At 68.9% G+C, this 25,168-nt stretch carries 22 protein-coding genes; 13 read left to right on the plus strand and 9 right to left on the minus strand.

The features are described 5' to 3' along the window. Window positions 1-61: 61 nt before the first annotated feature. The 5 genes from yjfF to ACIBK3_RS04005 all read right to left on the minus strand — a co-directional run bounded on the left by yjfF (window position 62) and on the right by ACIBK3_RS04005 (window position 6,145). The gene (gene yjfF, locus ACIBK3_RS03985; protein WP_399361586.1) at window positions 62-1,084 is read right to left on the minus strand and encodes a galactofuranose ABC transporter, permease protein YjfF; all 1,023 of its coding nucleotides are present in this window, start codon (window positions 1,082-1,084) and stop codon (window positions 62-64) included. After that, on the minus strand, window positions 1,084-2,190 hold the full coding sequence (locus tag ACIBK3_RS03990; protein WP_399361587.1) for an ABC transporter permease: 1,107 nt from the start codon (window positions 2,188-2,190) through the stop codon (window positions 1,084-1,086). Before ACIBK3_RS03990 ends, yjfF begins: the two co-directional genes overlap by 1 nt. Then, on the minus strand, window positions 2,187-3,719 hold the full coding sequence (locus tag ACIBK3_RS03995) for a sugar ABC transporter ATP-binding protein (RefSeq protein ID WP_399361589.1): 1,533 nt from the start codon (window positions 3,717-3,719) through the stop codon (window positions 2,187-2,189). The genes ACIBK3_RS03990 and ACIBK3_RS03995 overlap by 4 nt, the downstream gene beginning before the upstream one ends. 236 nt (window positions 3,720-3,955) lie before the next feature. Beyond that, window positions 3,956-4,963: an ABC transporter substrate-binding protein gene (locus ACIBK3_RS04000; RefSeq protein WP_399361591.1), complete on the minus strand. Its 1,008-nt coding sequence runs from the start codon at window positions 4,961-4,963 to the stop codon at window positions 3,956-3,958. Between the two features lie 135 nt (window positions 4,964-5,098). After that, a complete protein-coding gene (locus tag ACIBK3_RS04005; RefSeq protein ID WP_399361592.1) occupies window positions 5,099-6,145 on the minus strand; it encodes a LacI family DNA-binding transcriptional regulator in 1,047 nt (348 codons plus the stop codon). 550 nt (window positions 6,146-6,695) lie between these two features. On the opposite strand from ACIBK3_RS04005, the gene ACIBK3_RS04010 reads away from it, so the two are divergent. From ACIBK3_RS04010 to ACIBK3_RS04050, 9 genes are all read left to right on the plus strand, one after another. Beyond that, entirely contained in the window at window positions 6,696-7,289 is a 594-nt protein-coding gene (locus ACIBK3_RS04010; RefSeq protein WP_399361594.1) for a hypothetical protein, read from the plus strand. Between the two features lie 510 nt (window positions 7,290-7,799). After that, window positions 7,800-8,960 carry a mandelate racemase/muconate lactonizing enzyme family protein gene (locus tag ACIBK3_RS04015; protein WP_399361597.1) on the plus strand — a complete coding sequence of 387 codons (1,161 nt, stop codon included), beginning with the start codon at window positions 7,800-7,802 and terminating at the stop codon, window positions 8,958-8,960. Next, the gene (locus ACIBK3_RS04020) at window positions 8,957-9,967 is read left to right on the plus strand and encodes a zinc-binding dehydrogenase (RefSeq protein ID WP_399361599.1); all 1,011 of its coding nucleotides are present in this window, start codon (window positions 8,957-8,959) and stop codon (window positions 9,965-9,967) included. The genes ACIBK3_RS04015 and ACIBK3_RS04020 overlap by 4 nt, the downstream gene beginning before the upstream one ends. Window positions 9,968-10,102: 135 nt before the next feature. Next, complete coding sequence (locus ACIBK3_RS04025; protein WP_399361600.1) at window positions 10,103-11,071, plus strand: hypothetical protein; 969 nt, start codon at window positions 10,103-10,105, stop codon at window positions 11,069-11,071. Between the two features lie 144 nt (window positions 11,072-11,215). Continuing rightward, window positions 11,216-12,322, plus strand: a complete 1,107-nt coding sequence (gene chvE, locus ACIBK3_RS04030; RefSeq protein WP_399361602.1) for a multiple monosaccharide ABC transporter substrate-binding protein — start codon at window positions 11,216-11,218, stop codon at window positions 12,320-12,322. A gap of 32 nt (window positions 12,323-12,354) precedes the next feature. Further along, a complete protein-coding gene (gene mmsA, locus ACIBK3_RS04035; protein WP_399361604.1) occupies window positions 12,355-13,905 on the plus strand; it encodes a multiple monosaccharide ABC transporter ATP-binding protein in 1,551 nt (516 codons plus the stop codon). Further along, window positions 13,902-15,146 (plus strand): multiple monosaccharide ABC transporter permease, encoded by a 1,245-nt coding sequence (gene mmsB, locus ACIBK3_RS04040; RefSeq protein ID WP_399361606.1) that lies wholly within the window; start codon window positions 13,902-13,904, stop codon window positions 15,144-15,146. The genes mmsA and mmsB overlap by 4 nt, the downstream gene beginning before the upstream one ends. 72 nt (window positions 15,147-15,218) lie before the next feature. Beyond that, on the plus strand, window positions 15,219-16,367 hold the full coding sequence (locus tag ACIBK3_RS04045; protein ID WP_399361608.1) for an aldose epimerase family protein: 1,149 nt from the start codon (window positions 15,219-15,221) through the stop codon (window positions 16,365-16,367). Window positions 16,368-16,550: 183 nt separating this feature from the next. Continuing rightward, on the plus strand, window positions 16,551-18,287 hold the full coding sequence (locus ACIBK3_RS04050) for a pyridoxal phosphate-dependent aminotransferase (protein ID WP_399361610.1): 1,737 nt from the start codon (window positions 16,551-16,553) through the stop codon (window positions 18,285-18,287). Between the two features lie 28 nt (window positions 18,288-18,315). On the opposite strand, the gene ACIBK3_RS04055 is transcribed toward ACIBK3_RS04050, so the two are convergent. From ACIBK3_RS04055 to ACIBK3_RS04065, 3 genes are all read right to left on the minus strand, one after another. After that, window positions 18,316-19,320, minus strand: coding sequence for an arabinan endo-1,5-alpha-L-arabinosidase (locus ACIBK3_RS04055; RefSeq protein WP_399362111.1), 1,005 nt, complete (start codon window positions 19,318-19,320; stop codon window positions 18,316-18,318). Window positions 19,321-19,568: 248 nt separating this feature from the next. Further along, the gene (locus ACIBK3_RS04060) at window positions 19,569-19,865 is read right to left on the minus strand and encodes a hypothetical protein (RefSeq protein ID WP_399361612.1); all 297 of its coding nucleotides are present in this window, start codon (window positions 19,863-19,865) and stop codon (window positions 19,569-19,571) included. 34 nt (window positions 19,866-19,899) lie between these two features. After that, window positions 19,900-20,385 (minus strand): ATP-binding protein, encoded by a 486-nt coding sequence (locus ACIBK3_RS04065; protein ID WP_399361614.1) that lies wholly within the window; start codon window positions 20,383-20,385, stop codon window positions 19,900-19,902. Between the two features lie 127 nt (window positions 20,386-20,512). Between ACIBK3_RS04065 and ACIBK3_RS04070 the strand changes: the two genes are divergently transcribed. Further along, window positions 20,513-21,364, plus strand: a complete 852-nt coding sequence (locus tag ACIBK3_RS04070; protein ID WP_399361615.1) for a Scr1 family TA system antitoxin-like transcriptional regulator — start codon at window positions 20,513-20,515, stop codon at window positions 21,362-21,364. Continuing rightward, window positions 21,361-21,609, plus strand: coding sequence for a DUF397 domain-containing protein (locus ACIBK3_RS04075; protein WP_399361617.1), 249 nt, complete (start codon window positions 21,361-21,363; stop codon window positions 21,607-21,609). The genes ACIBK3_RS04070 and ACIBK3_RS04075 overlap by 4 nt, the downstream gene beginning before the upstream one ends. Window positions 21,610-21,721: 112 nt before the next feature. Here ACIBK3_RS04075 and ACIBK3_RS04080 read toward each other — a convergent pair whose 3' ends face one another. Then, window positions 21,722-22,327: a helix-turn-helix domain-containing protein gene (locus ACIBK3_RS04080; protein ID WP_399361619.1), complete on the minus strand. Its 606-nt coding sequence runs from the start codon at window positions 22,325-22,327 to the stop codon at window positions 21,722-21,724. A gap of 92 nt (window positions 22,328-22,419) precedes the next feature. On the opposite strand from ACIBK3_RS04080, the gene ACIBK3_RS04085 reads away from it, so the two are divergent. Together ACIBK3_RS04085 and ACIBK3_RS04090 are read left to right on the plus strand one after the other, a co-directional pair. Further along, a complete protein-coding gene (locus ACIBK3_RS04085) occupies window positions 22,420-23,427 on the plus strand; it encodes an NAD(P)/FAD-dependent oxidoreductase (protein ID WP_399361621.1) in 1,008 nt (335 codons plus the stop codon). Window positions 23,428-23,548: 121 nt separating this feature from the next. Then, window positions 23,549-25,147 carry an MFS transporter gene (locus tag ACIBK3_RS04090; RefSeq protein WP_399361623.1) on the plus strand — a complete coding sequence of 533 codons (1,599 nt, stop codon included), beginning with the start codon at window positions 23,549-23,551 and terminating at the stop codon, window positions 25,145-25,147. Window positions 25,148-25,168 lie beyond the last annotated feature (21 nt).

Raw genomic sequence — 25,168 nt, forward strand, 5'->3', positions numbered from 1 at the left:
CACCGCCCGCGCGGAGCGTCGGCGGTGACAGGGGCAGCGGGCCGGTGACGCCGGTTCCGGCTCACGACTTCTGGCGGGTCGTCATGAAGCGCTGGACGAGGATGAAGGCGCACAGCAGCACACCGGTGGCGATCTTCGTCCACCAGGAGCTGAGCGTGCCCTCGAACTGGATGATGCTCTTGATCAGGCCCAGCACCAGCACCCCGAACAGGGTTCCCAGCACATATCCGGAGCCGCCCGTGAGCAGCGTGCCGCCGATGACGACCGCGGCGATCGCGTCGAGTTCCATACCGGTGGCGTGCAGCGGGTCACCGGACTGGATGTACAGGGTGAAGAGCAGTCCTGCCAGCGCCGAGCAGAACCCGCTCACGGTGTACACGGCGATCTTCGTGCCGCCCTGCGGGAGACCCATCAGCAGGGCCGACTGCTCGTTGCCGCCGATGGCGTACACCCGGCGCCCGAAGCGGGTGTAGTGCAGGACGTAGAACGCGACGCCCAGGACGATCAGCGAGACGATCGCGCCGATCGACAGGAACCCCATCCCCAACGACACCTGCGCCGTGGCCATGCTGCTCACCGAGGAGTCGCTGATGGAGATCGACTCCTTGCTGATGACCAGGCACAGACCGCGGAAGAGGAAGAGGCCGGCGAGGGTCACGATGAAGGGCTGGATCTCGAAGTTGTGGATCACATAGCCCATCAGGAAACCGCCGAGGGCTCCCACCGCCAGCGCCATGGGGACCACGACCAGGAGCGGAAGTCCCTGGCGCTCCACCAGCCAGGCCGTGAACATCGTCGTGAAGCCGATCATCGAGCCGACGGACAGGTCGATGCCGCCGGACAGGATGACGAAGGTGACACCGACCGCGGCGACCAGCAGATAGCCGTTGTCGATGAACAGGTTCAGGAACACCTGCGGTTCGGCGAACCCGTAGAACTGGTAGCGCGCCAGGCCCCCGAGGTACATCAGCAGGAAGAGCAGAGCCGTCACCGCCACGGGCAGACGCCGGTCACCGAGCAGCCGCGCCGCCTTGGAGGGGGTACGGCTGCCGGAGGCAGTGGGGCTTTGAGTGGTCGCGCTCATCACGACACCTCCATCGTGGGAGCGGCCTCGGTCGCCGCGGCGGTGTCCGCCGGGGCCGCGGCCGGCGTGACGCTTCTTTTCGCGCCGAACCTGGCACCGAAGACCTTGGCGCGGAACTTCGGCGACTGCATCAGGCAGACGGCGATGACGACAGCCGCCTTGAAGACCAGGTTGGTCTGGGTGGGCACGCCGATCGTGTAGATCGTGGTGGTCAGGGTCTGGATGACGAGGGCGCCGACCACCGTGCCGCCGACGGAGAACCGGCCGCCCAGCAGTGAGGTACCGCCGATCACCACGGCGAGGATCGCGTCGAGTTCGATCCACAGACCGGCGTTGTTGCCGTCGGCTGCCGAGGTGTTGGAGCTGATCATCAGGCCCGCGATGCCCGCGCACAGCGCGCAGAACATGTAGACCATGATCTTGATGCGCCGGGACCTGATGCCGACCAGACGGCTGGCCTCGGCGTTGCCGCCGACCGCCTCGACCAGCAGACCCAGAGCCGTCCGGCGGGTCAGCACGGTGGTGACGGCCACGACCGCGGCCACCACGAAGATCGAGAACGGCAGCGTGAGCCAGTAGCCGCCACCGATCAGTTTGTACGGGCTGCTGTTGATGGTGATGATCTGGCCGTCGGTGATCAGCTGGGCGACACCGCGTCCGGCGACCATGATGATCAGGGTGGCGATGATCGGCTGGATGCCCATCCTGGCGACCAGGAAGCCGTTCCACAGCCCGCAGACGACCGCGGCCAGCAGACCGAGGCCCATGGCGAGCAGCACCCCGGACAGGGCGCTCTGGTCGGACTGGTCGCTGATGTAGGAGCAGGCCAGTGCTCCGGTGATGGCGACCACGGCGCCGACGGAGAGGTCGATGCCGCCGGTGGCGATGACCAGGGTCATGCCGACCGCCACCAGGATGAGGGGCGATCCGAACAGCACGATCGAGACGAGGCTGCCGTAGAGGTGGCCGTCCGCCATGCGGATGGAGAAGAAGTCGGGCGTGAAGGGAACGTTGACGAGCAGCAGGAGGACGAGGACCGCTACCGGCCAGAACAGGTGATGGCGGGTCAGCCCTCGCCATCGGGACGAGGTGGAAGGGGTGGTCACTGGTGCTCTCCGCTCGCGATGGTCTCCAGGATCCGGCTCGTCGTGATCTCGGGCCCGTTGGCGATCTGCGCCACCAGCCGGCGGTCGCGCAGCACTCCGATGGTGTGACTGAGCCGGAGGACCTCCTCCAGCTCTGCCGCGATGTACAGGACGGACATGCCGTCCTCGGAGAGGGAGACGACGAGCTTCTGGATCTCCGCCTTCGCGCCGATGTCGATGCCGCGCGTCGGCTCGTCCAGGATCAGCAGCTTCGGCTGGGTGATCAGCCAGCGGGCCAGCAGCACCTTCTGCTGGTTGCCGCCGCTGAGCCGGCCGACCCTGGCCTCGGGGCTGGCGGGGCGGATGTCCAGCGCCTTGATGTACTTGGCGACGAGCTCGTCGCGCTGGGAGACGGGGATGGGCCGGGTCCAGCCGCGCGAGGCCTGCAGGGCCAGAATGATGTTCTCCCGCACCGTCAGTTCGGGTACGAGGCCCTCGCTCTTGCGGTTCTCGGAGCAGAACGCGACGCCGGCGCCGATCGCGTCGTTCGGCGCGCTCATCGAGACCTGCCTGCCGTCGATGGACACCGTGCCGCTGTCCGGTTGGTCGGCGCCGAAGAGCAGCCGGGCGAGTTCGGTCCGGCCCGATCCGAGCAGACCGGCGAGCCCGATCACCTCGCCCTTCTTGATCTCCAGGTCGAACGGGGCGATGCCGCCGGTCCTGCCGAGGCCGTCCGCCTGGACCAGGGTCTCGCCCGCGTCGGAGCGCAGCTGATGTTCGTGGAGCTCGTCCAGCTGGCCCATGGCCTTGCCGAGCATGAGCTGGACGAGCCCGACCTGGTCGAGGTCGCGCACCATGTGCTCACCGACGAGGGTGCCGTTGCGCAGCACGGTCATCCGGTCGCAGACCTCGTAGATCTGGTCGAGGAAGTGCGAGACGAACAGGATCGCGACGCCCTCGTCCTTCAACCGCCGCATGAGGGCGAACAGCTGGAGGACCTCGTCGCGGTCGAGGCTGGAGGTCGGCTCGTCGAGGACGAGCACCTTGGTGCCCGGCCCCTCGCCGTCACCGGTGCCCAGCGACCTGACGATCGCGACCAGTTGCTGCACGGCCAGCGGGTACGAGGACAGCGGGGCGCTGACGTCGATGTCGAGTCCGAGCCGGTCCACCAGTTCCGCGGCCCGCCGGCGCAGCTGCTTCCACTGGATGCGACCCAGGCGGGTCGGTTCACGCCCGATGAAGATGTTCTCCGCCACCGACAGGTTCGGGCAGAGGTTGACTTCCTGGTAGACCGTGCTGATGCCGGCCTGCTGCGCCTGCAGCGGGCTGGCGATCCGTACGGACCGGCCGTCCAGCGTGATCGTGCCGCCGTCCAGGGAGTAGACCCCCGTGAGCACCTTGATGAGGGTGGACTTGCCCGCCCCGTTCTCGCCCATCAGGGCGTGGATCTCGCCGGGGAAGAGCCGGAAGTCGACGTCCGACAGAGCCCGTACCCCCGGAAACTCCTTGACTATGCCCGTCATCTCCAGGACGGGCCGCGGCTCTGCCATAAGTCTCCTAGCGAGGGACCACCGGCTTTGTCCGGTGGGTGAGTTCACTGCGTGTCAGGTTGATCGCGCCCCGCGAGGGGTCGCTTCGGACTGGACCACGGTTTTCGGTCTGGAAGCCCCTCGCCCGGGGCGGAGTCGCGGCGGCGCCCTTCATGAGATCGAGCTGCCGCAGACCCACAGGGCGCGGCCGACCGGAATGCCGGTCGGCCGGAGGCTCCCTGCCAGTGGTGCGTCGGTCAGTACTTGCGGGTCGGGAGCGCGGCCTTCGCCTGGTCCTGCATGAAGTCGCCCTCCTTGGTCTTGATCCAGCGCTCGACCGTCTCGCCGTTCTTGACCTTCTTCACGACTTCCATCAGCTGGGGGCCGAGCAGCGGGTTGCACTCGACGATGGCGTTTATCTTGCCTTCGGACATGGCCACGAAGCCGTCCTTCACGCCGTCGATCGAGACGATCAGAATGTCCTTGCCGGGCTTTTTGCCCGCCGCCTCGATGGACTGGATGGCGCCGATGGCCATGTCGTCGTTGTGTGCGAAGAGCACGTTGATGTCCGGGTTGGACTGCAGGAAGGCCGCCATGACCTGCTTGCCGCCGGCGCGGGTGAAGTCACCGGTCTGGCTGACGACGATCTTCCAGTCGTCCTTGTGCTCGGCGTCCATGATCTCCTTGAAGCCCTTGGCGCGCTCGATCGCCGGGGCGGCGCCGGTGGTGCCCTCCAGCTGGGCGATCTTCACGGCGCCCTTGTGACCGGCCTTCGTCAGGACCTTTTCGAGGATCCTGGCGGCGCGGCGACCCTCGTCGGTGAAGTCGGAGCCGACCAGCGTGACGTACAGGGAGTCGTCGGAGGTCTCCACGGAACGGTCGGTGAGGACCACCGGGATCTTCGCGGCCTTGGCCTCCTTCAGCACCGCGTCCCAGCCGGTGACGACCACCGGCGAGAAGGCGATGACGTCGACCTTCTGCGCGATGTAGTTGCGGATGGCGGAGATCTGGTTCTCCTGCTTCTGCTGGGCGTCGGAGAACTTGAGGGTGTAGCCCGCCTCCTTGGCCGCGTCCTTCACCGAGGTGGTGTTGGCGCTGCGCCAACCGCTCTCCGAGCCGACCTGGGAGAAGCCGAGCGTGAGCGCCTTGGTGCCGCCCGCGGAGGAGGAGCCGGTGGAGCTGTCGTCCTTCTTGGCGCAGGCCGCCAGGCCGCCCGCGGCTGCCACGCCGACCGCCGCGGTGAGGAAGTTTCTTCTGCTGAACATGTTCTTCTCCTTTGAAGAGCCGGTCCAGGTACGGACCTGCTGGTACTCGATGGGACCGGCCATCCTGCGTCCAGTCTGTCGATCATCGTTCGGTATATCGGCCACTCTGCTGGGCAGGTGCGTCCGATTTGTCGGTCAGAGGGGTGCGCGATCCGATTGAGCGGTGTACGGGAACGTACTGGCGCGCACGACGAGTTGGGGTTCGATCGCGATCCGGGACGTGGCGGCGGGGGGCCGTCCCTCGATCAGATCCAGCAGCACGGTGATGCCTCGCTTGCCCACCGCCGAGAAGTCCTGCCGGACGGTGGTGAGCGGCGGAGCGAAGAACTCCGACTCCGGGACGTCGTCGAAGCCGACCACCGCGACGTCCTCGGGAGTTCGGACCCCCGCCTCACGCAGGGCCCGCAGGACTCCCAGTGCCATCTGGTCGTTGGCGACGAAGACGGCGGTCAGCCCCCGGCCCACCCAACCGGCCAGTTCCTGGCCCGCACGGTAGCCCGACAGCGGACTCCAGTCCCCACGCAGCAGCATGGGCGGCTCGAGACCCTCCGCTTCGAGGGTCTCCCGCCAGCCGGCGGCCCGGTCGGCCGCCTCCTGCCAGTCCTCGGGCCCGGCGAGGTGCCAGACCGTGCGGTGACCGGCGGCCAGCAGATGGCCGGTGGCCAGCCGCCCCCCGAGATGCTGGTCCACACTGACGCTGGGGATGTCCACTCCCGGCCCGCTGCCCACGATCACCACGGGGAACGGGTGGCGGAGTTCGGCCATCGCGTCCACCGCCGACCGCTGCGGAGCGATGGCGACCACCCCTTCGACCCCGCCCTCGCTGAGGTGGTCGAGGGCCTCGGACAGCTCCTTCACGGTCAGTTTTCGCAGACTGACCGTCGAGACGAGATAGCCCTCGGCGCGTGCCGCCTCCTCCAGAGCGAACAACGTACTGGCCGGCCCGTAGAGGGTGGTGTCGGAGGCGACCACTCCCAGCGTCCGGGTGCGCCGGGTCACCAGGGCTCGTGCGGACGAGTTGCGGCGGTAGCCCATCTCCTCGATCGCCCGCAGCACCCGGGCCCGCGTCTCCTCCCGCACGTTGGGGTGGTCCCCCAGTACGCGGGAGACGGTCTGGTGTGACACGCCGGCCAGGCGTGCCACGTCGGCCATGGTGGGCGGCCGAAGCTGCGTGTGGGTCACGGCCGCACCTCCTTGGCGCTCGTCTGCCGATAAGTCCTGTGATGTGGATGACCGATCCCGCGCCGCCGGCTTCACGCCGGGCTTCCGGTGAAGCCGGCGGCGCAGGAAGGCAAGGGAAGTCGGGGTGTCAGGGGCACAACGATCGTGACTCCCGTGTTCACGTCGGATGATGACTGGTGAATGCGGAGGTCATTGTGAGCGCTAACAATTCCTTGCGGTCAAGGGGGCTGCAGCGGAAGCTCATCACGGTTCCGTAACGCGCCTGCGGTCATGGCATATCCGCCCCGGTCAGAGGCTCGGGGCCGACCGACGCGCGTACCGAGCTGCGACACGGCGACGACCTGTGCGACGGCCTGTGCGACGCCAACACGCCGAACCGGAACCGTGCCGGCTGAGGTGCGGGCATACCGGGACGTCGGCCGCACCGTCCTGGACGGCCGTCCAGCCGGGCCGGCGCCCGCTCAACGGCGCACAGGACGCACACTCGGCGGGATCGGACGAGGAGCGCTCCGCGCGACCGGAGCCCTACGAGCACCACCACAGGAAGCGCTTGCACGTTTCCGACGGGGACGGCGACGGCTTCGGGGAGGCGGGCGGGTCGGCGGGCGCAGTGGAGTCCGAGTCCGCCGGGGTCGTCGGTCCGGAGGTCGGCCTGGAGGAGCCGGGGTGGGTGGCCGACTGGGCTTCCCCGTCCGGGGTCCGGGTGGCCTTGTCGCCCTTCGAGGACTCCGATGCCGACGGGGAGGCGGAGGCGCTCGGGGAGGCCGAGGGGCTCGATGAGGCGGAGGACCTGCCCCCGCCCACGTCCGCCCTGTCGTCCGTCGGCTGCGCGGACGCGCTCGGCTCGGATGTGGACCCGTCGACCTCGGACGACTCTCCGCCGGCCACCGCGGGGTTGCGGGAGGGCGCGAACCCCGGCGCGTCCACGCCGAGTTCGGCCAGGCTCAGGCCGCCCGCCGCCAGGGCGAAGCCGACGGCGATCAGCAACACGCGTCTGCGGCGCCGGCGGTGGGCCGAGGCTTTGCGGTCGCGACGGCTCGCGTCCGGTGCGGCAGCCGTGCCTCTGGAGCTCCTGCGGCCACTCCGGCCCTGCTCACGGCGGCGCGCGGCGCGCCCCTGGGGCTCGCCGCTCCCGGCCTCGTGATCGCCATGACCGCCTCGATCGTCACGGTCACCTCGATCGTCCGAGTCACCGGGCGCCTCATGCGCCGACGCGTCCCGCGCGGACGGCTCCGGCCCGTACGTGGCGGACGGATCCGCGGGTGGCCGTTCGGCAGGTGCGCCGCACCCCGGGCAGGCGAGGGCGCCGTTGAGGTGCCTTCGGCACGGGTGGCAGTAGTCCATGACGCGGGAAGATTAAATTGCGCTCAGGACACGTTCCTAGTCACAGCTGTGAAAGTTGTGTAGGGAACCGGGCGCTCCGGTGCGGCCGCTTGCGGTCAGGGCCGACATCGCGCCGAAACCGCCGCCGAAATCCTTGTCGAAAGCAGTGTCGAAACCGTTATGTGCTGGAACCATTGACACCCCCCTCACCCCGTCCTTACTGTCACGTCAGCATTTCGAACGTGTGACGAAATTTCGAACACACGCCATCGAGCCGCCGCAGCAGACGAAGAAGACGAAGCAGCAGACGACGCAGCAAGGGGCAACTGCCGTGCGCATCACCGGAATCAGCACACACGTGGTCGGGACGCCGTGGCGCAACCTGACGTACGTCCAGGTGCACACCGACGAGGGCATCACCGGAGTCGGCGAGACCCGGATGCTGGGCCACACCGACGCGCTGATCGGCTATCTGCAGGAGGCGCAGGCCAATCACATCCTCGGTTCCGACCCGTTCGCCGTCGAGGACCTCGTGCGCCGTATGAAGTACGGCGACTACGGGCGGGCCGGCGAGATCGTGATGTCCGGGATCGCTGTGATCGAGATGGCCTGCTGGGACATCAAGGGCAAGGCTCTCGGCGTGCCGGTGTGGCAGCTTCTGGGCGGCAAGGTCACGGACAAGGTGAAGGCGTACGCCAACGGCTGGTACACCACCGAGCGGACCCCGGAGGCCTACCACAAGGCCGCGCAGGGCGTGATGGAGCGCGGGTACAAGGCGCTCAAGATCGACCCCTTCGGCACCGGGCACTTCGAGCTGGACCACCAGCAGAGCCTGTACGCCGTCTCCCTGATCGAGGCCGTGCGTGACGCGATCGGTCCGGACGCCGAGCTGATGCTGGAGATGCACGGCCGCTTCTCCCCCGCCACCGCCGTCCGGCTGGCCAAGGACCTCGCTCCCTTCAAGCCCGCGTGGCTGGAGGAGCCGGTTCCGCCGGAGAACCTGAAGGCGCTGGAGAAGGTCGCCGCCAAGGTGGACATCCCGGTCGCGACCGGTGAGCGGATTCACGATCGCATCGAGTTCCGCGAGCTGTTCGAGAGCCAGGCCGTCGACATCATCCAGCCGGACGTCGGTCACATCGGCGGCATCTGGGAGACCCGGAAGCTGGCCGCGACCGCCGAGACGCACTACATGCTGGTGGCCCCGCACAACGTCGGCGGCCCGGTCCTGACGGCCGCCTCCCTCCAGGTCGGCTTCACCTCGCCGAACTTCAAGATCCTGGAGCACTTCAACGACTTCGCGGACGCGGAGATCAAGAAGGTCGTCAAGGGGGCGCCCCAGGTGATCGACGGGTACTTCCACCTGTCGGACGCGCCCGGTCTCGGCGTCGAGCTGGACACCGACGCCGCCGCCGAGTTCCCGCAGCAGCAGGCCCGTTTCGACCTGTGGGCCGAGGGCTGGGAGCAGCGCAACCCGAAGGGTGCCAAGAAGTGACTGCCCCCGCCGCCGTCGTCATCGAGGCACCCGGTGAGCACCGGCTCACCGAGCACACGCCCCGGCAGCCGGAGGCCGGCGAGGCCCTGGTGCGCGTGCACGCCGTCGGCATCTGCGGCAGCGACCGCGAGGTGTACCAGGGCAACCGGCCCGAGGGGTACGTCCGCTACCCGCTGACCCCCGGCCACGAGTGGTCCGGGACGGTCGAGACCGTGGGCGCCGGGGTGCCCTCCTCCCTCGTCGGCCGCAAGGTCGTCGGGGAGGGGTTCCGCAACTGCCAGGTGTGCGACCGCTGCCACGCGGGCGAGACGACGCTGTGCACGGCGGGGTACGAGGAGACCGGGTTCACCCAGCCGGGTGCCATGGCGACCACGCTCACCCTCCCGGCGCGTCTGCTGCACGTCCTGCCGGAGGACGCCGACCTGACGGCGGCGGCCCTGCTGGAGCCGGCCGCGTGCATCGCGGCCGCCGCGATCAAGGCGAACGCGCTGCCGGGCGAGCGGGTGGCCGTGGTCGGCACCGGCACGCTGGGCATGTTCGCCGTGCAGTTCCTGAAGGCCGGCTCCCCGGCCGAGCTGCTGGTGGTGGGCACCCGGGGCGACCGGGAGGCGCTGTCGCGGCAGTTCGGGGCGAGCGACTTCCGTACGAAGGACCAGCCGCTCCCCGACGACTTCGACGTCGTCATCGAGACCGCCGGGTCCGCGTCCGCCGCACGCACCGCCGCCTCCCTGCTCAGGCGCGGCGGACGCCTGGTCCTGACGGGGCTCCCGGCGCCGGGCGCCGAGGGTCTCGACCCGACGGACCTGGTCGTACGGCAGCTGGAGGTGCACACCGTCTTCGGGGCGCCGCCGGACGCCTGGGCGCACACGGTGCGGGTGTTCGGGGCCGGACTGCTCGATCCGCTGCCGCTGGTCACGCACGAGCTGCCGCTGGCCGGGTTCCCGCAGGCCATCGAGCTGGTCGGGTCCGGTGATCCGAAGGTCGGAAAGGTGCTGCTGCACCCCTAGACGTACGCCGGTCCGAGGGTTACCTGACGGCCCCCGGACCGGCGTACCACCACCTCTTCCATCCCGTCCCGGTGCCCCCCACGTCCACCCCGAGCCGCGAACTTCGTCCGACATACCGAACACTAAGGACAACTTGTGACCGACGCTTCCACCACGGCAGCCCGTAGGCCCGGTGAGCAGGCGCTCACCGCCCTCGGCCTGGGTGCACCCGCCCTCGATCCCGCCGACGCCTCACCGCACACCTTCCCCGAGGGCGGCCGCTGGCGCACCGAGGTCCCCTCCTGCGAGGGTCCCGAAGCGCTGGCCGTCGTCCTCAAGGAGTCCTCGCGCCTCGATGTGCCGATCCACCGGATCAGCCAGGGCAGCGGCGTGTGGATGCTCACCGACGCCGAGATCACCGAGATGGTCGAGGCCACCGCCGAGCGCGACATCGAGCTCTGCCTGTTCACCGGCCCGCGCGGCACCTGGGACATCGGCGGCTCGACCAGGACCGACTCGCGCGGCGGGGGCCTCAGGGCCCGCGGCCACGACGCGGTGGCCGGCTGTGTCGAAGACGCCGTACGGGCCACGGAGCTGGGCGTCAAGTGCCTCCTGGTCGCCGACGAGGGCGTGCTGTGGACGCTGCACCGGGCGCGGGTGGCCGGGATCATCCCGGCCGACACGACCCTCAAGGTGAGCGCCCTCATCGGGCCGGTCAACCCGGCCGCGTACGCGGTCTACGAGAACCTGGGCGCCGACTCCGTCAACGTGCCCAGCGACCTGACGCTCGATCACCTCACCGAGATCCGGCGGGTGTCGGGCGCCCCGATGGACATGTACATCGAGGCACCCGACGATCTCGGCGGTTATGTGCGGATGTACGAGGTCGCCGAGCTGATCCGGCGCGGCGCACCGATCTACCTGAAATTCGGTCTGTCCAAGGCCCCGGCGATCTACCCCTACGGGCACCACCTGCGCGATGTGACCCTGAATTCGGCCCGGGAGCGGGTGCGGCGCGGCCGGCTCGCCCTGGACCTGCTGGCACGGCACGGAGTGGACGGCGACATGGCGCCGCTCGGCTCACGGCTGCCGGGCGTACTGCGTCGGTTCGAAACACCCTCATAACGTTCCGGACAAGGCCTCTTCACAAAAGGCGACGCAGCCGCACACAATCCGACACACCCTCTTCCTCGGTCTCATTTCCTGTCGGCGCCACGGACCATCCCGCACCGCCAGACCGAGCCCGTCCCGACATCAAGGATGATGATCATGCGTACTCGTCGAGCCACACTGGCAGCCATAGCCGCCTCCGCCTCCCTCGCGCTCACCCTGTCCGCCTGCGGACAGAGCAGCGAGGGCGGCAGCGAGGAGAAGGCCGGCAGCGCCAAGGGCGGGACCATCGGCATCGCGATGCCGACCAAGTCCTCAGAGCGCTGGATCTCGGACGGCAAGAACGTCGTCAAGGAACTCCAGGCCAAGGGCTACAAGACCAAGCTCGTCTACGGTGAGGACGACCCCGACCAGCAGGTCTCGCAGATCGAGAACCTGATCACCCAGGGCGTCAAGGGCCTGATCATCGCGGCCATCGACAACAAGTCGCTGAACAACGTGCTGCAGCAGGCCGCCGACGCCAAGATCCCGGTGATCTCCTACGACCGCCTGATCCTCGGTACGAAGAACGTCGACTACTACGCGTCGTTCGACAACGAGAAGGTCGGCAAGCTGCAGGGCGGCTACATCGCCGACAAGCTCGGCCTGAAGGACGGCAAGGGCCCGTTCAACATCGAGCTGTTCGCCGGCTCCAACGACGACAACAACACCCGGTACTTCTTCAACGGCGCGATGAGCGTCCTGCAGCCGTACATCGACAGCAAGAAGCTCGTCGTCAAGTCCGGTCAGACCAAGCTCACCCAGGTCACCACCCTGCGCTGGGACGGCACCACCGCCCAGCACCGCATGGAGGACGTCCTGACCTCCTCCTACAAGAGCGGCCGGGTCGACGCGGTGCTCTCGCCGTACGACGGCATCTCCATCGGCATCATCTCCGCGCTGAAGTCGGACGGCTACGGCTCCGCGAGCAAGCCGCTGCCGGTCATCAGCGGCCAGGACGCCGAGCTCGCCTCGGTGAAGTCGATCATCGCGGGTCAGCAGACGATGACGGTCTACAAGGACCTCCGCAAGCTCGCCAAGGTCGCCACGAACATGGTGGACGACGCGCTCAACGGCAAGAAGCCCGAGATCAACGACACCAAGAGCTACGACAACGGCACCAAGGTCGTCCCCGCCTACCTGCTGCAGCCGGTGAGCGTCGACAAGTCCAACTACGAGAAGGTGCTGATCGACGGCGGCTACTACACGGCTGACCAGGTCAAGTAAGCCCTCGGCTCCCAAGATTGGAAGGCACGACCATGGCGGGACCCGTCCTGGAAATGCGCTCGATCGTCAAGACCTTTCCCGGCGTCAAGGCGCTGTCGGACGTCACCCTGACCGTCCGCCAAGGCGAGGTCCACGCCATCTGCGGTGAGAACGGCGCCGGAAAGTCCACCCTGATGAAGGTGCTCTCCGGCGTCCATCCGCACGGCACGTACGAGGGCGAGATCCTCTTCGAGTCGGAGGTCTGCGAGTTCAAGGACATCCGGGCGAGCGAGCAGCACGGCATTGTGATCATCCACCAGGAGCTCGCTCTGGTGCCGTACCTCTCCATCGCGGAGAACATCTTCCTCGGCAACGAGCACGCCAAGGGCGGGCTCATCAACTGGAACGAGACGCTCAAGCACGCCACCGAGCTGCTGCGCCGGGTCGGTCTCACCGACCACCCGGAGACCCCCGTCACCGACATCGGCGTGGGCAAGCAGCAGCTCGTGGAGATCGCCAAGGCGCTCTCCAAGAAGGTGAAGCTGCTCATCCTGGACGAGCCGACCGCGGCCCTCAATGACGAGGACAGCGGCAAACTCCTCGATCTCATCCTGGAGTTGAAGAAGCAGGGCATCACCTCGATCATCATCTCCCACAAGCTGAACGAGATCCGCAAGGTCGCCGACTCGGTGACGATCCTGCGCGACGGGCGCTCCATCGAGACGCTCGACGTGAAGGCGCCGGAGACGACCGAGGACCGGATCATCAGCGGCATGGTCGGCCGCGACCTCGACCACCGCTTCCCCGAGCGCACCCCGCACGAGGCGGAGGTGGGCGCGGCCCCGGCCCTGGAGATCCGGGACTGGACCGTGTTCCACCCGGTCGACCAGCAGCGCAAGGTCGTCGACAACGTTTCTGTCCAGGTACGGCGCGGGGAGATCGTCGGCATCGCCGGCCTGATGGGCGCCGGCCGCACGGAGCTCGCGATGAACGTCTTCGGGCGCACCTACGGCCGGTACGCGGGCGGCACGGTCCTCAAGGACGGCAAGGAGATCCGTACGAAGAGCGTCGCGGAGGCCATCAAACACGGCATCGCGTACGTCACCGAGGACCGCAAGCACTACGGCCTGAACCTCATCGACACCATCAACCGGAACATCTCGCTGACCGCCCTGGACAAGGTCGCCAAGCGGGGCGTGGTGGACGAGCACGAGGAGCGGCAGGTCTCCGAACGCTTCCGCAAGTCCATGAACATCAAGGCGCCGACCGTCTTCGAGCCGGTGGGCAAGCTGTCCGGTGGCAACCAGCAGAAGGTCGTCCTCAGCAAGTGGATCTTCGCGGGTCCGGAGGTGCTGATCCTGGACGAGCCCACCCGCGGCATCGACGTGGGCGCCAAGTACGAGATCTACACGGTCATCGACCAGCTGGCGGCCGAGGGCAAGGCGGTCGTCTTCATCTCCTCCGAGCTGCCGGAGCTGCTCGGCATGTGCGACCGCATCTACACCATGGCCGCCGGGCGGCTGACGGGCGAGTTCTCGAGGGCCGAGGCCTCCCAGGAAGCGTTGATGCGTCAGATGACGAAGGACAAAGAGGTAACCCGATGAGCACCGATGTGACCGCCAAGACCCCGGCGCCCGCGCCGCCCGGCAAGAGCGGATCGGCCACCGGCGAAGGTCTGCTGCAGCTGATGCTCGGCGGACTGCGCCGCAACATGCGCAAGTACGGCATGCTGATCGCCCTCGCCCTGCTCGTGATCCTGTTCCAGGTGTGGACCGGCGGCGACCTGCTGCTGCCGCGCAACGTCTCCAACCTGGTGCTGCAGAACAGCTACATCCTGATCCTCGCGATCGGCATGATGCTGGTGATCATCGCCGGCCACATCGACCTGTCGGTCGGCTCGTTGACGGCGTTCGTGGGCGCGACGGCGGCCGTGCTGACCGTCGAACACCATGTGGCCTGGCCGGTCGCCCTGGTGCTGTGCCTGGTGCTGGGCGCGGTGGCCGGTGCGGTGCAGGGCTACCTGATCGCGTACTTCGGCATACCGTCCTTCATCGTGACCCTGGCAGGCATGCTGCTCTTCCGCGGTCTGACGGAGATCTTCCTGGAGGGTCAGACCCTCGGCCCGTTCCCGGAGGGTCTGCAGAAGCTCGGCAACGGCTTCCTGCCGGAGGTCGGCCCGGACACCAACTACCACAACCTCACGCTGCTGCTGGGCCTCGTGCTGCTGGCCTCCGTGGTCTACCAGGAGATCCGCGACCGCAAGCGCCAGCAGGAGTTCCTGCTGGACGTGCTGCCGAGGAACGCCTTCCTGCTCAAGCTCGTCGCCATCGCGGCGGCGGTCCTCGCCGTGACGATGCTGCTCGCCAGCTACCAGGGCGCGCCGATCATCCTGATCGTCCTCGGTGTGCTGGTGGTCGGTTACGGCTATCTCATGCGCAATGCCGTCTTCGGCCGCCACATCTACGCGATCGGCGGCAACCTGCCGGCGGCCAAGCTGTCCGGCGTCAAGGACAAGAAGGTCACCTTCCTGGTCTTCCTGAACATGGGCGTGCTCGCGGCCCTGGCGGGTCTGGTGGTCGCCGCCCGCCTGAACGCGGCCTCACCGAAGGCGGGCCTCAACTTCGAACTCGAGGCCATCGCCTCGTCGTTCATCGGTGGCGCGTCCATGAGCGGCGGTGTGGGTACCGTCCTGGGCGCGATCATCGGTGGTCTCGTCCTCGGTGTGCTGAACAACGGTATGAACCTCCTCAGCGTCGGCACCGACTGGCAGCAGGTCATCAAGGGCCTGGCCCTGTTGTTGGCGGTCGGATTCGACGTGTGGAACAAGCGCAAGGTCGGTTCGTAGCCTGGTCGGGCCCCGCCGAAGGGCGGGGCCCGGTTCATTTCCCAGCAGTTTCCCGATGAAGCGGAGCCGCACATGGAACTGAACAGACGCACGGTCATCGCAGGAGCCGCGGCGGCAGGGTTAGCCGCCACGGCGCTCGGCGGCACAGCACACGCCACGGGAGGCAGGAAGCCGGTGAAGGAGCTCTTCGGCAAGCTGGCCGACGGCACGAAGGTGTACCGCTGGTCGCTGGAGAACGGCGGCACGCGGATGAAGGTCCTTTCCTGGGGCGGCGTCGTCCAGTCCCTGGAGATCCCGGACCGCAAGGGCCGCTACGCCAACGTCTCCCTCGGCTTCGACAACATCGAGGACTACGTCGCCAAGACCCCGTACTTCGGCGCGCTGATCGGCCGTTACGGCAACCGCATCGCCAAGGGCCAGTTCACCCTGGACGGCAAGAGCTACCAGCTCTCCGTCAACGACGGCGCCAACAGCCTGCACGGCGGCGCCCAGGGCTTCGACAAGCGGGTGTGGGACGTCGAGCCGTTCACCAAGGGCTCCGACGTCGGTCTGCACCTGCACTACACGAGCGCCGACGGCGAGATGGGCTACCCGGGCACGCTCAAGGTGAAGGTGACGTACACCCTCACCCGGCACGGCGACTGGCGCATCGACTACGAGGCCACCACCACCAAGGCCACCGTCGTCAACCTGACCAGCCACGTGTACTGGAACCTGGCCGGCGAGGGCAGCGGCACGATCGAGAACCACGAGCTGAAGATCGCCGCCGGCCGCTACACGCCCACCGACTCGGGCCTCATCCCGACCGGTGAGCTGGCGAAGGTCTCCAGCACCCCCTTCGACTTCCGCAAGGCGAAGCCGGTCGGCCGGGACATCCGGGACGGTCACCCGCAGCAGATCCTCGCCCAGGGCTACGACCACAACTGGGTCCTCGACAAGGGCATCACGGCGAAGCCCGAGCACGTGGCGACCCTCTGCGACCCGTCCTCCGGGCGCACCCTGAAGATCGCCACGGTCGAGCCGGGGCTGCAGTTCTACTCCGGAAACTTCCTCGACGGCACCCTGACCGGCACCGGCGGCCGCACCTACCGCCAGGGCGACGCCCTGTGCCTGGAGACGCAGCACTTCCCGGACTCGCCGAACCACCCGTCGTTCCCGTCCACGGTGCTGCGACCTGGGCAGACGTACAAGACGACGACGGTCCACACGTTCGGCGCGTAGGGCCGCGGCCGGCACCGTCGACGCGTCCGCCGGATGAAGTTGATAGGTCACGCTCCTTTCACACGCGTTGAACGGCGCCACCCCAGCCTCCGTATCTAAGGGTGGCCCGCGCTCCCCCGCGCGGGCCACCCAAGACGACGGGCCCGGTCGTCCCCGCCAGGCCCGCCCCATACGGAGGCTCCCTTGGCTGACAACGTCACCTCGCTGTTCCGCGGCACCGCGGCGCACAGCCCGTCGATGGCGGCGTTGACTCGGGAGGGCGGCGAGGGAGCCGGTCCGGTCGACTTCTGCATTCCCTGCAACCCGTACTTCCCCACCCCGGCCATGTTCGAGTCCATGGCGTCCCGGCTGCGCGACATCATCACGTACTACCCGAGCAGCGCCGACACCATCACGGCCGAGCTGTGCAACCTGCTCCAACTCCCCCCGCAGTGCGTGGCGATGGGCAACGGCTCCACCGAGCTGATCACCTGGATCGACCACCTGCTGGTGCGTGAGTCGCTCGCCATCCCCGTCCCCACCTTCGGTCGCTGGACCGACCAGCCGATGGAGACCGGCAAACGGGTCGACATGTTCCCGCTCCAGGAGTCCAGCGGCTTCGCCCTGGACCTCGCCCAGTACGCCGAGTTCATCCGCGCCCGCGGCACCCGCGTCGCCGTGATCTGCAACCCGAACAACCCCGACGGCGGCTTCCTGCACAAGCACGCGATCGTGCAGTTCATGGACGCGATGGCCGACCTGGACCTGGTCGTCATCGACGAGTCCTTCCTGGAGTTCGCCGACGCCGAGGTCGAACCCAGCGTCGTCCACGAGGCCATGCTGCGGCCCAACGTGGTGGTGCTGCGCAGCCTCGGCAAGAACTTCGGCCTGCACGGCATACGGTTCGGCTATCTCGTCGCCAACCCGGCCCTGGCCGGCCGGATCCGCTCGATGCTGCCCAAGTGGAACCTCAACTCCTTCGCCGAGCATGTGGTGTTCATGCTGAAGGAGCACGGCTCCGAGTACGCCCAGAGTCTCCAGCAGGTCCGCCGGGACCGCCTGGACATGGCCGGCCAGCTCGCCAACCTGCCCGGCCTGACGGTCTACCCCTCCCAGGGCAACTTCCTCTTCGTACGCCTTCCCGTCGGCGCCGAAGGCACCGTGGTCCGGGACCGGATGCTCACCGAGCACCGGATCCTCGTCCGCGAGTGCGGCAACAAGATCGGCTCCTCCAGCCGCTTCCTGAGACTCGTGGTGCGCCCCCAGGTGGACGTGCGTCGCCTGGTGTCCGGCCTGGAACAGGTGCTCTACGGGACCAGGAGGGGAGCCGCCGTGCCCGAACTGGCCACAGGGACCGGCTACAGCTCGGGTACGGCGGCCGTGGACCGGCTGGTCGGTGCCACCAACGGTGGCGGGATGCAGGGCCTGGCGGCCCAGGCGGTGGCCGCCGGTGGCCAGGGACTGCACGCGGCCCCGTCCATAGGCTCCGGCATGCCGATGCCCGCGGCGGCGCAGTCCGGCCGGCCGAGCCAGCCGAGCCAGCCGGCCCGGCCGGCTCAGCCCGGCGGTGCCCCCCAGATGCCGATGCCGGCGGTGGCCCAGGCAGCGCCCCAGCCGTTCGGCATGCCGGCTCCGCCGGCGCCGGCCCAGATGCCCATGCCCGCGCAGATGCCCACGCCGGTACCGGCACCGGCGCCGATGCCCACGCCCGTACCGGCGCCGGCACCGATGCCCGCCCAGGCGCCGACGCCGTTCCCGGCGGCGGCCGCCGCCACCGGCCCGACCCCGCCGGGCGTCCCGGCCCGCGGCGGCCTCACCGCCGCCCAGGTCCGCGGCATGACCGGCCCGGCGCCGGTACCCGACCTCACCCCCGCCGCCGCCACCGGCTGGCCCAACGCGCAGAGCTGGCCGAACGCGGCGGGGATGGGTCAGGCGGGTTAGCTCTTCCGCGCACGCCCCCGGGTGTGCGTCAGTACGCCACCGGCCACCCGCTGCTCCAGTTCAGCAGGTTGATACCGAGCTTGGGTGTGCCGTTGTCGTTGCCGTCGTAGTAGTGGTAGACGATCAGGTCGCCGTCGGAGTCGTTCATGATCGACTGTCCGCCGGGGCCGATGACGCTGCCGTGCGTCTCGAGGACGGGCGTGCCTCCGTTGTTCGTCATCGCGACGCCGCTCTTGTCGTAGTACGGCCCGGTGACGCCGGTGGCGCGGCCGACCTTGACCTTGTACGTCGAACTGGTGCCGGCGCAGCAGGTGTCGTACGAGGCGAAGAGGTAGTAGTAGCCGCCCCGCTTGACGACGTACGGCGCCTCGACCGCCTTGGTCCCGGTGGGGCGGGAGGCGATCGAGTACCGGGTGGTGTTGGAGGACAACTGTTTCCCGGTGGACGGGTTGATCTGGATCATCTTGATCCCCGTCCACCAACTGCCGAAGGACAGCCACCACTTGCCGTCGTCGTCGACGAAGAGGTTCGGGTCGATGGCGTTGTAGTCGCTGGACGTGGTGGAGGTGTAGACGGTGCCCTGGTCGCTCCAGGAGCCGGGCAGCCCCGTGCTCGACGTCGCCAGGCCGATGGCCGACTTGTTCGAGCCGAAGGTGGAGACGGCGTAGTACATGAGGTACTTGCCGCCGTGGTACGAGATGTCGGGCGCCCAGGCCTCGGTGGCGTACGAGGACCACCAGCCTGGCTTGGCGGAGAAGGCGTCGCCGCCGTTGGTGAAGGCGATCCGGTCGGTGGAGCTCTTGTAGCCGAGGCCGCCGCCGGTGCCGTACAGCAGGTAACGGCCGGCCGAGGAGCGGACCATCGTGGGGTCGTGGACGACGACGTCGCCGGTGACGCGGCCGGGGTTGGGGTACGCCGAGGCGGTGCTCGGTATCAGGGCGAGGAGCACGGCGGCGGGGAGGGTGAGGAGGGCGGCTCTGCGGGAGGTTCGGGGGGTGCGGGGAGTGCGGGGGGTGGCTGGCGTGCGGGGTATGCGGGGGGTGCGGGGGGTGCGGGAGGTGCGGCTCACGCGGGTCTCCTTGTGTGGGGGGGAGTATGGCCCGTTCGGCCTGTTCGGTTCGTTCGATATATCGATCGACGATCAGAACTTCGGACGGACCGTAGAATCGAAGCCCTTGCGCGTCAATGGTCCGCGCAGCCGCCTGCGGTCCACGCAGCCCCACCTGTGAGCCGGCGCCCGCCCGGCCGACGGCCCGGCCCGGCGGGCGCGGCGGAGCCCACTCAGACGGCCGGGCCGAAGTCCGCCTCCAGTCGTTCACGCCAGCCCTGGTCCGCCAGACCGGCTCCCACCAGCACGTCCCGCCAGTCCTCCTTGGCCAGCTGCACGGCGTCCAGGAGGCGGTCCACCCGCCCCCGGCCGCACAGCAGCGTCGCGGCGGCGATGCGTTCCTTGTCCTCCCGGTCACCCCGCTCGGTCAGGTGGTGCACGAGCTCGGCGAGAAGCTCCCCCACGATCTGGCCGTCCCGCCCGGGAAAGTCCTTGGCGATGCGCTTCTCGACGCGCACGGTCAGCCCCATTCGCACTCCTTTTCGCCCTTTTCCGACCCTTTTGTCACACCACGCTACCTTGACGAGCCGTCAGAGACAGCCACCCCGGCAGGTCGACCTCGGCGCGCACGGTCTTGCCCGGCGGCGGCTCGCGGTCCACGACCTCCCACCGGTCGGCGAGGGCGTCGACCAGGAGCAGGCCTCGGCCGTCCTCGTCCAGCGGCCCCGCAGTCCGTACGCCCGAGGCGGCCGGCGGACGGGGTTCCGTGCAGGTGTCGGTCACCTCGACGCGCACGCTCCCGGTGACCAGCGCGAGCCGTAGCTCGAAGTCCCGGCCCGGGACACGTCCGTGTGTCACCGCGTTGGCGGCCAGCTCGGCGACGATCACGGCGACCGCGTCGGAGACGTCGCTGCCGTGCGGGATGCCCCAGGCGTGGAGTTGGTGCAGGGCGAGGCGGCGGGCCAGGCGGGCACCGCGGGGCGTGGAGCTGAGACGCTGACTGAACACACGTACGGTAACCGGGCCTTGGCGGATGGGGGGTGGTGTCATGCGCCCAATCTGGCGGGCGCGAGGGCCACTTCACCAGGTCGGCGCCGCGTACGCTGCGCGGGCGTACGCGGTCACGGGCTGGACAGTACTGGTGACTGCCCGTGACCATGGGCGCGGGAGGTGACCGATGGTGGTCGATGGAGCGGTGGGTGCGGGCGGGAGCGAGCCGGAGTCGTCCGACAGTCTGCGGACCTTCGGGGCGGTCGTCCAGGCGTTGCGCGAGCACGCGGGACTGAGCCGGGAGGAGTTCGCGGACCTGGTCCGGTTCTCCAAGCACACGGTGGCGTCGGTGGAGTTGGGGCGCCGGATGCCGGATCCGGCGCTGGTGGACCGGGCGGAGGACGTGCTGGGGAACACGGGGGCGTTGCGGAAGGCGGCGGGGCATCTGGCTCGGCAGCCTGGGTTGGCGGCTTGGTTTCGGCAGTGGGCGCGGATGGAGGCAGTGGCGATCAACCTGGACACGTACGAGTGCAGGGTCGTGCCAGGTCTGCTGCAGACGGAGGCGTACGCACGGGCAGTGTCGCTGAGCGTGCCGCCGGTTCCCGACGAGGAGGAGCTGAACCAGCGGATCGCCGCGCGGCTGGCCCGACAGGAGCTGCTGTCGACGCGGCGGAAACCACCCTGCGCGTTCAGCTTCATCTTCGAGCAGGCGCTGCTTGAGCGCCACACCGGCGGCGAGGAGGTCACACGGGATCTGCTCGATCACTTGCTGCGGGTGATCGACCGGCACTGGAACCTCCAGGTGCAGATCATGCCGCTGCGGCAGCCCGACCACCCGGGTCTCGACGGGCCGTTGCAGTTGCTGGAGACGCCGGAGAACCAGTGGTTCGCCTACTCGGAAGGGCAGAACAACAGCCGCCTCATCTCCGACCGGAAAGAGATCAGCGTTCTCAGCCAGCGATATGGAAAACTGCGCGCGCAGGCTCTCACCCCGGAGGACTCGAAGAGCCTGCTGAAGCGGATGCGAGGAGCGCTATGAGCAGCACGCCGGACCTGGCCTGGTTCAAGAGCAGCTACAGCAGCGGCAGCCAGGGCGACTGCGTCGAGGTCGCCGTTGCCTGGCAGAAGTCGACGTACAGCAGCAGCGGCGACGGCGACTGCGTCGAGGTAGCCCTCACCCCCGCCACCATCCACGTACGCGACTCCAAGGACCGTAAGGGCCCGCAACTCGCCCTCTCCCCCACCGCCTGGGCCGAGTTCGTGTCGCGGCCCCTTCCGCACTGAACGAGTAGTTCCAATGGCTCGAAGTGTGGCGTGAGCGTGCGACAGCCGGGCCGCTGTTACAGCCGACGGAGAACGAGAATCTTGCTCAGGTGCTTGGTGGAGCCGCGAGCTGCTACTCGCAGGGCCCCTGCGCGCCGTCGCACTCGCTGCTGTCGCCGGTGTCACGCTGGTGGCCGCGGCGGGCGTCGCGGTCGAAGATGCCCATGATCTCGCACGGGCCGCCCTCGGCCCCGATCGCGTGCGGCATCATGGTGGGGAACTCGGCGGCCTGGTTGGCCTCGACGCGGAACCGGCGGTGGCCGAGCATGAGGATCGCGGTGCCGGAAAGCACGACGAGCCATTCGCGGCCGGGGTGGGCGCGCATGCGGGCGGGATTGTCCGGCGGCGGTTCGGTCATGCGCTGACGCATGACGCTCATGCCGGGGTCGCCCTTTACAGGCCAGCGCATCAGGCCGTGGGCGGCATCGATCATCGGGCTGATGACGACGTCGTCGGCGGCGTTCTCCACCAGCTGGTCCAGGGTGGTGTCCAGGGCGCGGGCGAGGGTGACGAGCTGATCCAGGGCGAGGCGGCGCTGCCCGTTCTCGATCCGGCTCAGCGAGGACTGGCTGAGGTTGGCGCGAGTGGCCAGTTCTTCCAGCGACCAGCCCTGTGCGACGCGCAGTGCGCGGATCCGTTTGCGTACGAGGCCGTCCAGCGCTCCATCTTCTTGCGTCATAGGCAAGATTGTATGCCCTAGCTGCAATATGTGCTTAACGTCGAATACAGCTGGCCCAGCACGGGGGCCACCTACGACGAAAGGGGCGCGACGTGTCCGCGCAGACTTCCCGCGACGAGAGCGACACCCTGCCCGCCACGACAGTGGACGTGGTGGTGATCGGCGGCGGCGCCGCGGGCCTGAACGGCGCGCTCATGCTCGCCCGTTCGCGCCGCTCGGTTGTCGTGATCGACAGCGGCACCCCGCGCAACGCACCTTCCGCAGCGATGCACGGCTTCATCGTCCTGGACGGCACCCCGCCGACCGAGATCCTCAAGCGCGGGCGCCGGCAGGTCCGCGAATACGGCGGGCAGATCATCTTCGGTGAAGTCGCCTCCGCCGAGCCCGCTGAACCGGTCGAGGGTGATCTGCGGTTCACCGTAACCCTCGCCGACGGCCGCGGCGTGACCGCGCGCCGCGTCCTGGTGGCCACCGGTCTGCGCGACGTACTGCCCGAGGTGCCGGGCCTGGCCGGGCACTGGGGCCACAGCGTCGTGCACTGCCCCTACTGCCACGGCTGGGAAGTGCGCGACGAGTCCATCGGCATCCTCGCCACCAGCCCCGCTTCCCTTCACCACGCACTGCTGTTCCGTCAGCTGACCGACGACCTCGTGTACTTCACCAACGGCACCGACCTGGACGAGGCCACGCGCGGCCGGTTCGCCGCCCGCGACATCCGCGTCGTCGAGACCGAAGTGCGGGAAGCCGTCGAGGAGGACGGCGCCCTGACCGGTCTGCGCCTGGTGGACGGCACCTTCGTCGCCCGGCGCGTGATCGCGGTGGCCACCCGATTGCAGGCCCGTACCGAGGGCCTGGACGGGCTCAAGCTGCCGATGGAGGACCTGCCCGACAACATGGGCCGCCGCTTCACCTCCGCCATGGCCGGCACCACCGACGTCCCCGGCGTGTGGGTGGCGGGCAACGCCACCGATCTGACCGCGCAGGTCGGTGCGGCCGCCGCGGCCGGCGCCCTGGCCGGATCCCACATCAACGCTCTGCTGGCCACCGCCGATACCGATGCGGCCCTAGCCGCCGCCCAGGCCGCGAACACCCCCGCCTGACCCTCGTACTGATCCGCGCGGACCGCAGCCGGCGGTCCCCGCGACGAGCCCCCTCTTCAGCCCCTCTTGGCGACCGGCCCTGTCCGGCGCTGATTCCGCATGCCCTTTTTGAGAGGAAAACATGAGTAGCAACCAGCCTCCCCAGGCGGCGGCCGCGCCAGTGAGCGGCGAGGGCACGCCGGACGCGCGTCAGCTGCGTGCGATCCTGATCACCGTCTCGATCGCGCTGATGGCCGTCATCGCCTCGGTGTCCGGCCTGAACGTCGCCCAGACCCACATGGCCGTCGAATGGGGCGCCTCGCAGACCACCGTCCTGTGGATCATCAACATCTACACCCTTGCCCTGGCCGCCCTGCTGCTGCCGCTCGGCGCGATCGGTGACCGATTGGGCCGTAAGCCCATGCTGATCACCGGACTGATCATCTTCGGCGCGGCCGGCGTCGTCGCCGGGCTCGCCCCGTCAGCCGAAGTGATGATCGGCGCCCGCCTGGCCGCGGGCATCAGCGCAGCGATGATCATGCCGATCACGCTGGCCGTCATCACCTCCACGTTCCCCGAGCAGGAACGGGGCAAGGCGATCGGTGTGTGGACCGGTGTCGCCGGAGGCGGCGGCATCCTGGGCATGTTCCTCTCCGCGCTCCTCGTGGACGTCGCGGACTGGCGGTGGCTGTTCGTGCTGCCCGTGGTCCTGGTCGTCGTCGCGCTGGTGATGACCCTGAAGTCGGTGCCCAACTCCCGCGAACGCTCCACCCATTCCTTCGACACCATCGGTGCGGTGGTATCCACCATCGCCGTGATCGGACTCATCTTCGTCCTGCAGGAAGGCCCCGAGCGCGGCTGGACCGACCCCGTCTCCCTGATCAGCCTGGCCGTCGGTGTCGTCGCCGCCATCGCCTTCGTGGCCTGGGAGTTGCGCCGCCGCGACGCCTCCCTGCTGGACGTACGCCTCTTCCGCGAGCGCGGCCTGGCCGGCGGCTCCATCACGCTGCTCGTCGTCTTCGGCGTCCAGGCCGGCATCGCCGTCGTCCTCTTCCCGTTCTTCCAGGCCGTGTTGGGCTGGTCGGGTCTGCTGTCCACCGTGGCGATGATGCCCATGGCAATCATGATGATGATGACGTCCGGCCTGGCCCCAAAGATGGCCGCCAAGATCGGCGCCCGCTCCACCATGACCGTGGGCGTCGCCCTGTCCACCTTCGGCCTCGCGCTGATGGCGCTGTTCGTCTCCGTCGACGGCGGCTACCTGTCCATCCTCGCCGGCATGCTCGCCATGGGCATCGGCATGGGCCTGTCGATGACGCCCTCCACCGAGGCCATCACCAGCTCCCTGCCCCGCGCCAAGCAGGGCGTTGCCTCGGCCCTCAATGACGTCACCCGCGAATTCGGCACCGCCCTGGGCGTCGCGATGCTCGGCGCGCTCCTGGCGGGCGGCTACCGCAGCGCCATCGATGACAAGCTCGGCGGCATCCCCCAGGGGGCCGCGGACACCGCACGCGAAGGCATCGCCAACGCCGTCGAGGTGGCCCCGAGCACTGGCGACCACGCCCAGGACCTGATCCACACCGCGCAGCAGTCCTTCGTCGACGGCTGGCAGCAGGCCATGTGGGCAGGCGTCGCCGTCATGGGCGTGCTGCTCGTCTACGTCGCTCTTCGCGGGCCGAAGGGATCAGACCGCGCCACCGCGGACGAGGCGGAGACCACGGAGACCGTCGCCGTCCGATGACCGTGTGACAACTGGCGGATC

The organism is Streptomyces sp. NPDC050287, assembly GCF_044459385.1.
Classification (GTDB): Bacteria; Actinomycetota; Actinomycetes; order Streptomycetales; family Streptomycetaceae; genus Streptomyces.